The organism is Micromonospora trifolii, assembly GCF_022229005.1.
In the GTDB taxonomy this organism is placed as follows: Bacteria; Actinomycetota; Actinomycetes; order Mycobacteriales; family Micromonosporaceae; genus Micromonospora; species Micromonospora trifolii.
Genome location: NZ_JAKKFD010000055.1, coordinates 94609 through 107250, shown reverse-complemented (window position 1 = coordinate 107250; position 12642 = coordinate 94609). Strand labels below are relative to the sequence as shown.

Below are 12642 nucleotides of genomic sequence, written 5' to 3'. Positions count from 1 at the left end.
ATCCGAGTTATCCACAGCCGTGAGCGGTTCTCCACAGGTTATTCACAACGCAAACCACTGATCTCCACGGCCGCTCCCTACAGTCAGGACCCATGAAAGAACGCCGGGTACTGGTGGTCGAGGACGAACGGACCATCGCCGAGTCCATCGCCGCCCGACTAAGGGCCGAGGGTTTCACGGTGGAGATCGCGGCGGACGGGCCCAGCGCGGTCGCGCAGTTCCACGCCGTACAGCCGGATCTCGTCGTCCTCGACGTGATGCTGCCGGGCTTCGACGGCCTGGAGGTGTGCCGCCGGATCCAGGCTGACCGTGCGGTGCCGGTGCTGATGCTCACCGCACGGGACGACGAAACCGACCTGCTCGTGGGGCTGGCGGTCGGCGCGGACGACTACCTCACCAAGCCGTTCTCGATGCGGGAGCTCACCGCCCGGGTGCATGTTCTGCTGCGCCGGATGGAGCGGGCCGCCGCCACTCCCGCGCCGCCCGCAATCCGCCTCGGCGACATCGAGATCAACGAGGCCGAGCGACGGGTCCGCCGGGCCGGGGCGGACGTGCACCTCACCCCGACCGAGTTCGACCTGCTGGTCCACCTCGCGGGTCGACCCCGCACCGTGCTCCCCCGGGAACGGCTCCTCGCCGACGTCTGGGGATGGGGCGACGGGAGCGGCACCCGCACCGTGGACAGCCACATCAAGGCTCTGCGCCGCAAGCTGGGTGCCGACCTCATCCGCACTGTGCACGGGGTCGGCTACGCCCTGGAGCTGCCGTCATGACGGCGACCCTGCTCACCCGGCTGGACCGGGTGCTGGAGCTGCTGCCCCGACCGCTGGACCCGGTGCGCTCGATCAAGCTGAAGCTGGGTGTGCTGCTGGTCGCCTCCGGGGCGGCCGGGCTGGCCTACTTCTCGTACGGCATCGGCTGGCCGCCGCCGATCACCTCCGCCACCGCCATCGCGGTCGCCCTGCTCACCTCGCAGGTGCTCGCGCACGGCATGACCTCGCCGTTGCGGGACATGACAGCGGCCGCCGGCGCGATGGCCCGCGGCGACTACACACGTCGGGTACGCGCCACCTCCCGTGACGAGGTCGGCGAGCTGGCCCAGGCGTTCAACAAGATGGCCGAGGATCTGCACGCCGCCGACCAGCGTCGACGCGAGCTGATCGCCAACGTGTCGCACGAGCTGCGTACGCCGATCACCGCGTTGCAGGGCGTGCTGGAGAACATGGTGGACGGGGTGGCCGACCCCGAGCCCGCGGCGCTGCGTTCGGCGCTGGCCCAGACCGAACGGCTCGGGCACCTCGTCGCCGACCTGCTCGACCTGTCCCGACTCGACGCCGGGGTGGTGCCGCTGCGGCGCGTACGCATCGACGTGGGGGACTTCCTCGACGAGGCGGTGGAGCACGCCACTGCCAGCGCGTCCGGCGCGGGCCTGGACGTGTGCTTCCAGCTCCGCGACCTGCCGGCACCGCTGACTGTCCACGCGGACCCGTGGCGGCTGCACCAGGTCTTCGCGAACCTCCTCGACAACGCGGCACGACACAGCCCACCCGGCGGCACGGTGCGGGTGAGCGCAGAGGAGCACGGCGACCAGCTCCGCTTCGAGGTGAGCGACGAGGGCCAGGGCATTCCGCCGGCCGAGCGTTCCCGGGTGTTCGAGCGGTTCACCCGCGGCGACCGGTCGGCCGGTGGTGGGACCGGGCTCGGCCTGGCCATCGCCCGGTGGGTCGTCGAACTGCACGGCGGTCGGATCCGTGTCCTCGATCCCGCCGGGCCAGACCGGGGTGACCGGCCCGGCTGCCGCATTCAGGTCACCATCCCGTGCGACGGGTCATATCGAGAAGAGGCAGCATGACCAGCCCCGGCAGCACCCCGATCCCGGCCACCGGGCCGACCTGGCCGGCCGCACCGCCGGCGGCCGGTCGGCCCCAGGTAGCTCCGGCCGCACCGGCCCTGCCCCGGCCGCCATCGATGATCGCGCGGCGCTGGCCGGGGCCATCCGGGGATGCGGGTCCGATGGTCCTGGCGGCGTCGACGGCGGCGGCAGTCGTCGGCGCCTCGGTGCTCACGATGGTTCGTCCGGGCCTCGGCTGGCTGCTCGCCGCGTTGGCCGGCACGACCGCCCTCGGCACCGCCGCCATCGTCAAGCCCGGGGCGTCCTCCCCGGTTGCGGGCCACACCGAGCCGACCGAGCCCGGCACCGCAACCGGCGCCGAACCCGCCCGTCCCGGTGCCACGGGGGCACCGGGGCGGGTGGCGCAGGTCGCCTGGGCTGCCGCGACTGTCGCGTTGGTCGCCGTCGGCACGTTCCGGGCCGCCGGTTGGCTCTTCGTGCTCTGCCTGCTGGCAGCGGTGGGGACCGTGACGCTCGCGGTGACCGGCGGGCGGAGCCCGCTCGGAATGTTTGTCGCCGCGACGCTGCCACCGGCCGCGACGGTACGGGCGCTCCCGTGGGCGGTACGCGGAGTGCGCAACAACCGCCCGGCGGGGTCGGGGATCGGGTTCGGACGCATAGTGACCAGCCTGGCGGTGTCCGCCGTCCTGCTGACGCTGTTCGGGCTGCTCTTCTCCTCCGCCGACGCGGTATTCGCCAACCTGGTCGGCGGTCTGCTGCCCGACATCGCGCCGGCCGGTGTGATCGGCTGGTTGCTGCGGCTGATGCTGATCGGCTGTGGTCTGCTAGGTGGCGCGTACCTGGTCAGCCGCCCACCCGACCTGGAGGGCCTGCGACCGGCGTCGTCCCGGCCGGCGCACCGGCTGGAGTGGACCCTTCCGCTGGTGTTGCTCGACGCCCTGTTCGCCGTATTCGTGCTGGTCCAGCTGACTGTGTTGTTCGGCGGGGCGGGGCACGTGCTGCGGACCGCCGGGCTCACCTACGCCCAGTACGCCCGCGGCGGCTTCTGGCAACTGCTCGCCGTCACCGCGCTCACCCTGCTGGTCATCGCGATCGCCGCCCGCCGGGCGCCGAAGGCCACCCGGGGGGACCGGCTGCTGGTCCGGGTACTGCTCGGCACGCTCGCCGCGCTCAGTCTGGTGATCGTCGCGTCGGCGCTCTACCGGATGCAGGTCTACGCCGATGCGTACGGTGCCACCCGGCTGCGGCTCGTCGTGTCGACAGTCGAACTCTGGCTGGGGCTGCTGTTCGTCCTGGTCGGGGTGGCCGTGGCGCGGTTGCGGGCCGACTGGCTCCCCCGGTTGGTGGTCGGCACCGCGGTGTTGGCGCTGCTCGGGTTGGCCCTTCTCAACCCGGATCGCATGATCGCCGAACGGAACGTCGACAGGTACCTGGAGACCGGCCGGTTGGACGTCAGCTACCTGTCCGGGCTGTCGGCCGACGCCGTGCCGGCCCTGGACCGGCTGCCCGAGCCGATGCGCTCCTGCGCGCTGGGGGAGATCGCCGCCGAGCTGCCCCGGGACGGCTTCTGGGCGACGAACCTCGGCAGGGAACGCGCCCGGCGGGTCCTCGACACGACCCCGGTGAGCGCCACCGTGACCGACTGCCTCGGGTTGCAACGCTGGTGAGCGTGAACGCTTGACAATCGCGTACGGCGGGCGAGACTGCCGGGGTGGCCAAGCAACTCCCTGACGTGGGGTCGAGCGGTGCGGTGCCGCCGCCCCGGCGGTCCCGGATCGTGCTGGCCGAAATCACCAGGCAGGACACCCGCGCCGAGCGGACCCGTGCCGAGTTGGCCCAGCAGACCCAGGTCGGCGAGGCGCTGGTCCGCGGCCTGGTCCGGGCCCAACTCGCGCTGGCGCTGCGGCTGTCCCTGGTGGTGGCCATCGGGTTGGGCGGGCTGCCCTGGCTGTTCGCGATCGCGCCCTCGCTCGGCCGGACCACCATCGCCGGTGTCAACCTGCCGTGGTTGCTGCTCGGGGTGGCCTCCTTCCCGTTCCTGATCGGCGTGGGCTGGGCGTACGTGCGGCTGGCCGAGCGCAACGAGCAGGACTTCACCGACCTGGTGCAACGGCCGGAGCACTGAGTGGGCAACGACTTCGTGGTCCCGGCCATCGTCGCGGTCACCCTCGTCACCGTCGGGATCGGCTTCTACGGGCTGCGGTTGGCCCGGACCACTTCCGACTTCCTGGTGGCGTCCAGGGCGATCAGTCCGACCTGGAACGCCGCAGCCATCGGCGGGGAGTACCTGTCGGCGGCGAGCTTCCTCGGCATCGCCGGTCTGGTTCTCAAGTACGGCGTGGACGTGCTCTGGTACCCGGTCGGGTTCGCCGCCGGCTACCTGGCCCTGCTGCTCTTCGTGGCCGCGCCACTGCGCCGCTCCGGTGCGTTCACCCTGCCCGACTTCTGCGAGCTGCGGCTGGGGTCGCGTCGGCTCCGCATCCTGGCCACCGCCTTCGTGATCTTCATCGGTTGGCTGTACCTGGTGCCGCAACTTCAGGGCGCCGGGCTGACCCTGGCCACTGTGGCCGGCTCCCCGTACCCTCTCGGCGCCCTGCTGGTGGCGGCCGTGGTCACCGCCAACGTGGCGCTGGGCGGCATGCGAGCGATCACCTTCGTGCAGGCGTTCCAGTACTGGCTCAAGCTGACCGCTCTCGCCGTACCGGTGATCTTCCTGGCCCTGCAGTGGCAGGCCGACGGCCGCCCGGCGGTGACCCCGCCCGACGGGCCCACGTTCCGGGCCGCGACCACCGTCGTGGTCGAGCACCGCGCGACCCTCACCCTGCCCGACGGTGACATCCGGGAGGTACGCCCCGGCGACGAGTTGACCTTCGCTGCCGGTGATCCGGTGCCGGACGTGTCCGGGGTGGCCACCGACGCCAACGACTGGTTGCTGCCCAGTGCCGCCGGTGACGACGACAGGGGCCTGTTCGCCACGTACTCGCTGATCCTGGCCACCTTCCTGGGCACCATGGGTCTGCCGCACGTGCTGGTGCGCTTCTACACCAATCCGGACGGCGCGGCGGCCCGCCGGACCACACTTGTCGTGCTGGCGTTGGTCGGCGCGTTCTACCTGCTGCCCACCCTGTACGGGGTCCTCGGCCGGATCTACACCCCGCAGTTGCTGCTCAGCGGCCAGACCGACGCGGTGGTGGTACTGCTACCCGAAGCGGCCCTGGGTGACGGCCTGGCCGGACGGCTACTCGCCGCGCTTGTCGCCGCGGGCGCCTTCGCGGCGTTCCTCTCCACCTCGTCCGGCCTGCTGACCAGCGTCGCCGGGGTGATCTCGACCGACGTGCTCGGTCGGGGCTCGGTACGCGGCTTCCGGCTTGCCACAGTCATCGCTGGTGGTGTGCCCGCGGTGCTCTCGCTGCACGTCTCCGGGCTGGACGTGTCGCAGGTCGTCGGGCTGGCGTTCGCGGTCGCCGCGTCGAGCTTCTGCCCGCTGCTGGTGCTCGGCATCTGGTGGCGTGGGCTGACCGACGTGGGCGCCACCGCCGGCGTGGTGGCCGGCGGCGGCGCGGCGATCGGCGCGGTGCTGGTCACAGTGCTCGGCCCACCGCTGTCCGGCTGGCCGGCCACGCTCATCGCGCAGCCGGCCGCCTGGACGGTGCCGCTGGCCTTCACAGTGATGGTCGTCGTGTCGATGGCGACCCGCCGGCGAGCCCCGGCCGACGTCGCCGCCACCATGCTCCGCCTGCACACCCCGGAAGCCCTCCGCATGTGAGTCCGGGACGTCGAACTCAGCAGGCGTCGGTGCCGACGCAGAGCCGTTCGGCAACCTTTGGGGCGTACCTCGTAGCGGCCGCGCGGTCGGCCACCCAGAGTTCGGCAGTCAGATCGCCGACCCGAACGAACAGGTACTGGGAAACGGCATTGTCGTGGTGCTCAACACGGACCAGCACCGAGTCCGTGCCTGCGAGATCCTCGGCGCTGCCGGCGCGTTCCGCGATCTTGCACTTTCTGTCCCGACACAAGGCTCAGGTCAACCAATTCGACAACAGAAGCTGCAAGATCGGCGCAATCACCGTCCGCCTCGGGGATGATCGCGGGTCCGCCCGTCGCCGGACGGCGGAACTGGCGATGGACGGATAACGTCGGCGCATGACTGTTGAGCACCCCGCGCTCGCACTGCGTGGCCTGGCCAAGCGGTTCGACGGCACGATCGCGGTGGCCGGCGTCGACCTGGACGTCCCCGCCGGCTCCTTCTATGGCCTGCTCGGCCCGAACGGCGCCGGCAAGACGACCACCCTGTCGATGGCGGTCGGGCTGTTGCGACCGGACGCCGGCTCGGCCTGGGTGCTCGGGCACGACGTCTGGCAGGACCCGGTCACCGCCAAGCGGCTGCTCGGAGTGATGCCCGACGGGGTCCGGTTGTTCGACCGGCTGACCGGCGCGGAGCTGCTGGCGTACAACGGGTTGTTGCGGGGGATGGACCCTGCGGTGGTCGACCAGCGGGCTGCCGAGCTGCTGGACGTGCTGGCGCTCGGAGACGCCGGTCGCACGCTGGTGGTGGACTACTCGGCAGGCATGAAGAAGAAGATCGGCCTGGCCTGCGCGCTGCTGCACGGCCCTCGGGTGCTGGTGTTGGACGAGCCGTTCGAGGCGGTCGACCCGGTCTCCGCGGCGCTGATCCGGGACATCCTCACCCGCTACGCGGCCGGCGGCGGCACTGTGGTGTTCTCCAGTCACGTGATGGAGGTCGTCGAGCGGCTCTGCTCGCACGTGGCGATCCTCGCCGGTGGCACCATCAAGCGGGTCGGCACCATCGACGAGGTCCGCGGCGGCCGCTCGTTGGAGCAGGTCTTCGTCGAGGTGGTCGGCGGGCGCACCGCGACCGGCGAGGAGCTGTCGTGGCTCTCCCAGTGAGTGCGGACGCCACCCCCGCCGCGCCGGTACGGTCGGTTTCCGCTCGACACTTCGTGCGGCTCAAGCTGCGGGTGATGGGCAACAACTTTCGAGGCCAGGGCTGGCGGATCGCCCTGTTCGTCGGCGGCGCGTTGCTCGGGCTCTGGTTCGCCGCCAGTGGGTTCTTCCTCTTCGCCGCGCCGGGCCTGACCGGCAACGGCCGGTACGCGGTGCTCATCGCGGCGGCCGGTGGCGGGCTGCTGGTGCTCGGTTGGCTTTTTCTACCGCTGGTCTTCTTCGGTGTGGACGAGACACTGGACCCGGCCCGATTCGCGCTGCTGCCGCTGCCCCGGCGCACGTTGGTGACCGGCCTGTTCGTGGCGGCCCTGATCAGCGTGCCGGTGCTGGCGGTGCTCATCGCGTCGTTCGGGCTGGTGCTGACCGCCTGGTCGTTGGGTGGCTGGTCGGCGGGGTTGGTCGCCGTCGTGGGTGTGCTCGCCGGTTTGCTGCTCTGTGTGGCCGCCAGCCGGGCGGTGACCAGCGCCTTCGCCACCATGTTGCGGTCCCGACGGGTCCGTGACCTGGCGGCCGTGCTGCTGGCGGTGACGGCCGCGCTGCTCGGCCCGTTGCAGGTCTTCGGCCTCGCCGCGCTGCGCGAGGCGGACTGGGCCCGGTTGACCGGCGTGGCGACAGTTATCGGTTGGACGCCGTTGGGCGCTCCGTGGACCGTCGGCATCGACGTGGCCCAGGGCCGGGTGTGGGCGGCACCGGTCAAGTTGCTGATCACGGTGGTGGCGCTCGGCGCCCTGCTGGCCTGGTGGTCCCGGTCGCTCGAGTCGGCGATGGTGGGTGCGGCGAGCGCCGGTAAGGCCCCGGTGCGGCGCGGGGTCACCGGCGGCGCTGTCGCCCAACTGTTTCCGCGGATCGCCACCTGGGCCGGCCGGGACCGGTTCGGTGCCCTGGTCGCCCGGGAGGCCCGTTACTGGTGGCGGGACGCGCGTCGCCGGGCCAACCTGATCACGATCGCGGTGGTCGGCATCTTCGTACCGGTGTTGATCAACGTTACGGGCGGGGACTTCGCGGTCGAGGGCGGTGCCGGGTTCACTGCGGCTGCCAGCGACAGCTCACCGGTCGTAGTCACCATCTCCATGGTCCTCGTGGGCGTGCTCGCCGCCGTCACCCTGGCCAACCAGTTCGGCTTCGACGGCAGCGCGTACGCGGCGAACGTGGTGGCCGGGGTGCCCGGCCGGGTCGAATTGCGGGCCCGGATGACGGCCTTCTCGCTGTACGTGCTGCCGATGTTGGGCTTCGTCGCGGTGGTCCTGTCGTTCCTGCTCAGCCGACCGGAGTGGATCGGGCTCACCATCGGCGGCCTGGTGGCCACCTACGGCGCCGGGCTGGCGGTGAACAGCCTGATCTCGGTGCTCGGGGCGTACTCACTGCCGGAGACGAGCAACCCGTTCGCCATGAACAGCGGTGCGGGCCTGGCGAAGGGGCTGCTCACCCTGCTGGCCATGCTCGTCTCGGTGGTCGTCGCGGTGCCGATGGTGGTGGCCGCCGCGCTGCTCGGTGACGCGTGGCTCTGGTTGGCCCTGCCGGTCGGCGCCGCGTACGGGCTGGGCGCGGCTCTGCTGGGCGCATACCTGGCCGGCGACGTGCTGGACCGACGCCAGCCGGAGTTGCTGGCCACCGTCACGCCGCGCCGCTAGCCGGCCCGTCGGCTGGCCGCCTGGACGGCCTCGGCAAGGAAGCCGCGCCAGGCGGCCGGAGCGAAGGTGAGGGTCGGGCCGGAGCGGTCGGCAGGCCCGCAGAATCGACCGGCCAGCGGATCGGACCTCAGACCACGCAAGCGACCGGACGGCGCATCCCACCAGGGATCGGTGTGTCACCGCGAGCGTGATGCCTCTGAGGCATCAATATGACTCAGAGGCATCACGGTCATTCGGGTATCGCCCTCCGCCGAGCGGACCGCGCCGTAGCCGGGCAACTCCACCGCCCCGGACGGCCGGAGAGCCAAGGCGAGCCGGCCACACCTGCCAATGCGGCACGCTCTGGCCGTGCCAGCCGACGGGCGAGGGGTCGGGGCGGCACAATGTTTCACGTGAATCATGAGCCGGGTGCCGAGATCCATCACACCGATCCGTTCGCGGTGCCGACCGGGCAACGGTCGCCGGTACGCAGGCTGCGTGGTCGTCTCGCCGCACCGGTGACCCTCTGGACGGCACCCGGTCCGGCCGGGCTTACCGTCTCGTCCACCCTGGTGGCCGAGGGGGAACCGGACCGGCTGCTCGGGTTGATCGACCCGGAGTCCGACCTCTGGGCGGCCGTCGAGGAGTCGGGTCGTTTCGCGGTCACGCCGCTCGGCCCGCCGCACCGGCAACTCGCCGACCGGTTCGCCGGCCTCTTTCCCGCCCCGGGCGGGCTCTTCGCCACCGGCACGTGGATCGAGACGCCGTTCGGGCCGGTGCCGGCGGACGCCGGCGGCTGGGCCGGGTGCCGGCTGGACACCGCCCGGGAGTACGGCTGGGGCCTGCTGGTCGAGGCCACGATCGAGGCTGTCGACCTCGCCGAGGAGGCCACTCCGCTGCTGCACTACCGCGGTCGTTACCACGAGCTGCCGGCCTGAACGGACGCCTCGCCTGGGGCGACCGATCACCGCAGTGACCTGAGTCACTTGGCGCAGCCAGCCAACCGCTCGGCGCACTCGCCGACCGGCGTCGATCTCAGCCTTCCCTGCCGGGGAGTGCGCTCTTTACGGTGCGCGAAACTCCTCTGACGCCTGTGAAGGTGGTGATCCACAGATGTCCACGGACACACCCGCTCCGGCCGCTTCCCAGTCGGACAAGTACCTGGCCGTACAACGGTCGGACGAGTTCGCCGGGCTGCGGCGTGCGCTGCGCGGCTTCGTCTTCCCGATGACCGTCGCTTTCTTCCTGTGGTATGCGCTCTACGTCATTCTCTCCGCGTACGCCCGGGACTTCATGGGCACGAAGCTGTTCGGCAGCAACATCAACGTCGCACTGGTCTTCGGCCTGCTCCAGTTCGTCTCCACGTTCCTGATCGCCTGGCTCTACTCCCGGTACGCGGACCGGAAGATCGACCCCATCGCGGACCGGATCCGCGCCGAGATCGGGGAGGTGACCCGTGAAGACGGTTCACGCGGTTGAGACGTTCCTCGCGGCTGAGGCGGGCAATCACACCGCCCGCAACCTGACCATCACGCTCTTCCTGGTCTTCGTGGCGGTGACCCTGGGCATCACCATCTGGGCCAGCCGACAGACCAAGACGGCGACCGACTTCTACGCGGGCGGCCGGTCCTTCACCGGCTTCCAGAACGGCATGGCGATCGGCGGCGACTACATGTCGGCCGCCTCGTTCCTCGGCATCGCCGGCATCATCGCGCTGTACGGCTACGACGGCTTCCTCTACTCGATCGGCTTCCTGGTCGCCTGGCTGGTGGCCCTGCTGCTGGTCGCGGAGCTGCTGCGGAACTCGGGCCGGTACACGATGGCGGACGTGCTGGCCTTCCGGATGCGTCAACGTCCGGTGCGTACGGCGGCGGCGGTCTCCACCATCACGGTGTCGATTTTCTACCTGCTCGCCCAGATGGTCGGCGCCGGCGCGCTGGTCGCGCTGCTGCTCGGCATCCGGCCGGGGACGACCTTCCTCGGCATGGACGCGGACACCGCGAAGGTGGCCACCATCATCATGGTCGGCGCGCTGATGATCATCTACGTCACAGTGGGCGGCATGAAGGGCACCACCTACGTGCAGATCGTCAAGGCGTTCCTGCTCATGGGCGGCGCGCTGTTGATGACCATCCTGGTGCTGGCGAAGTTCAACTTCAACCTGTCGGAGCTGCTCGGCCAGGCGGCCGCCGCATCGGGCAAGGGCAGCGCGTTCCTCGAACCCGGGCTCCGGTACGGCGTCGAGGTCGCCGGCAACTCGACACAGACGTTCTACAACAAGGTGGATCTGCTGTCCCTGGGTATCGCCCTGGTGCTCGGCACCGCCGGTCTGCCGCACATCCTGATCCGCTTCTACACGGTGCCGACCGCGAAGGCGGCCCGCAAGAGCGTGCTCTGGGCGATCGGCATCATCGGCACCTTCTACCTGCTCACCCTGGCCCTCGGCTTCGGTGCGGCGGCGCTGGTGGGCAGCCAGGCGATCACGGCACAGGACAAGGCTGGCAACACCGCCGCGCCGCAGTTGGCCGAAGCGCTCGGCATCGACTTCTTCGGCGGTGAACTGGGTGGGGCAGCCCTGCTGGCGATCATCGCGGCGGTCGCCTTCGCCACCATCCTCGCGGTGGTCGCCGGGTTGACACTGGCGTCGTCGTCCAGCCTGGCGCACGACTTCTACGCGAACGTGCTGAAGAAGGGCGAGGCGTCGGAGCGGCAGGAGGTGCGGGTCGCCCGGATCTCCGCCCTGGCGATCGGCGCGGTGTCGATCGCCCTGTCGATCTTCGCGCAGAACCTCAACGTGGCGTTCCTGGTGGCGTTGGCCTTCGCGGTCGCCGCCTCGGGCAACCTACCGGCCATCCTCTACAGCCTCTTCTGGCGGCGGTTCAACACCTCCGGCGCGGTGTGGGCGATCTACGGTGGGCTGCTCTCGGCCGTGCTGCTGGTGTTCTTCTCGCCGGTGGTCTCCGGTGCGGCGACCTCGATGTTCCCGGACCACGACTGGCAGTGGTTCCCGCTGTCCAACCCGGGCATCCTCTCCATCCCGTTCGGTTTCCTCTGCGGATGGATCGGCACCGTCATCTCCAAGGAGCACGACGAGGACAAGTACGCGGAGCTGGAGGTGCGAGCCCTCACCGGCTCCGGCGCCCACTGATCGCGGCACCTGTCGAGGGGTCCCCTGCTGACGCGTGACGTCAACAGGGGACCCCTTCCGCCAATTCGGCGGTCGGTAGGCTGAGCGGTATGAAGGTTGCTGAGCGCTTTGGGTCCGGTCACCGCGTCCTCGTCACCGGCGGAGCTGGCTTCGTCCCGTCGCACCTGGTGGACTCGCTGATCGCCCGAGGCTGCACGGTGGTGGCGCTGGACAACTTCGTGACCGGCTCCAAGGAGAACGTCGCCCACCTGCTGGACCGGCCGACCTTCACCCTCGTCGAAGCGGACATCTCCGACGGTCTGCCGACCCACCACCCGGCACTGGCCGAGCGGTTCGACGCGATCCTGCACATGGCCTCGCCGGCCAGCCCCACCGACTTCGCCCAGTTGCCGGTGGAGATCCTCCGGGTCGGCTCGGTCGGCACCCTGCACCTGCTGGAGCGCGCGGCCGCCGACGGCGCCCGGTTCCTGATGGCGTCCACCTCCGAGGCGTACGGGGACCCGAAGGAGCACCCGCAGCGGGAGACCTACTGGGGCAACGTCAACCCGATCGGGGTCCGCAGCGTCTACGACGAGGCCAAGCGCTTCTCCGAGGCCGCCACGATGGCGTACCACCGCTACCGAGGGCTCGACGCGGCGATCGTCCGGATCTTCAACACGTACGGCCCGCGGATGCGCCCGGACGACGGCCGCGCCATCCCCACCTTCATCTCCCAGGCGCTGCGCGGCGAGCCGATCACCGTGCACGGCACTGGCAACCAGACCCGGTCCATCTGCTTCGTCGAGGATCTGGTGCGCGGCATCCTGCTGCTGCTCGACTCGACCGAGACGGGCCCGGTCAACTGCGGCACCGAGCATGAGCTGACCATGCGGCAACTCGCCGAGTTGATCGTGTCGCTCTCCGACAGCACCTCGAAGGTGACCTATGTCACCCGCAGCTCGGATGACCCGGAGATGCGTCGGCCGGATCTCACGCTCGCTCGTGAACTGCTCGGATACGAGCCGTCGGTCGCGCCCGAAGATGGCCTGCGACGCACGATCGAGTACTTCCGGACGCGGCTAGGGTAA

The 12642-nt window shown here is 70.7% G+C and carries 10 protein-coding genes and 1 pseudogene; all 11 read left to right on the top strand.

What is annotated here, in order from left to right:
* Positions 1–92 precede the first annotated feature (92 nt).
* A complete protein-coding gene (locus NIE79_RS29135; protein WP_238681615.1) occupies positions 93–773 on the top strand; it encodes a response regulator transcription factor in 681 nt (226 codons plus the stop codon).
* A complete protein-coding gene (locus NIE79_RS29130) occupies positions 770–1852 on the top strand; it encodes a sensor histidine kinase (protein ID WP_238681614.1) in 1083 nt (360 codons plus the stop codon). Before NIE79_RS29135 ends, NIE79_RS29130 begins: the two co-directional genes overlap by 4 nt.
* Positions 1849–3519, top strand: coding sequence for a DUF4153 domain-containing protein (locus tag NIE79_RS29125; protein ID WP_238681613.1), 1671 nt, complete (start codon positions 1849–1851; stop codon positions 3517–3519). Before NIE79_RS29130 ends, NIE79_RS29125 begins: the two co-directional genes overlap by 4 nt.
* Positions 3520–3563: 44 nt before the next feature.
* Positions 3564–3977 (top strand): DUF485 domain-containing protein, encoded by a 414-nt coding sequence (locus NIE79_RS29120; RefSeq protein ID WP_238681612.1) that lies wholly within the window; start codon positions 3564–3566, stop codon positions 3975–3977.
* On the top strand, positions 3978–5618 hold the full coding sequence (locus tag NIE79_RS29115) for a sodium/solute symporter (protein WP_238681611.1): 1641 nt from the start codon (positions 3978–3980) through the stop codon (positions 5616–5618).
* A 377-nt stretch (positions 5619–5995) separates the two neighbouring features.
* A complete protein-coding gene (locus tag NIE79_RS29110) occupies positions 5996–6760 on the top strand; it encodes an ABC transporter ATP-binding protein (RefSeq protein ID WP_091396824.1) in 765 nt (254 codons plus the stop codon).
* Positions 6745–8448: an ABC transporter permease gene (locus NIE79_RS29105; protein WP_372471859.1), complete on the top strand. Its 1704-nt coding sequence runs from the start codon at positions 6745–6747 to the stop codon at positions 8446–8448. Before NIE79_RS29110 ends, NIE79_RS29105 begins: the two co-directional genes overlap by 16 nt.
* Positions 8449–8810: 362 nt before the next feature.
* A pseudogene (locus NIE79_RS29100) lies at positions 8811–9365 on the top strand (flavin reductase family protein); the annotation flags it as partial.
* Positions 9366–9540: 175 nt separating this feature from the next.
* Positions 9541–9906: a DUF485 domain-containing protein gene (locus NIE79_RS29095; protein WP_088950720.1), complete on the top strand. Its 366-nt coding sequence runs from the start codon at positions 9541–9543 to the stop codon at positions 9904–9906.
* Positions 9884–11575, top strand: coding sequence for a monocarboxylic acid transporter (locus tag NIE79_RS29090; RefSeq protein WP_238681610.1), 1692 nt, complete (start codon positions 9884–9886; stop codon positions 11573–11575). The genes NIE79_RS29095 and NIE79_RS29090 overlap by 23 nt, the downstream gene beginning before the upstream one ends.
* An 89-nt stretch (positions 11576–11664) precedes the next feature.
* A complete protein-coding gene (locus NIE79_RS29085) occupies positions 11665–12642 on the top strand; it encodes an NAD-dependent epimerase/dehydratase family protein (protein ID WP_238681609.1) in 978 nt (325 codons plus the stop codon).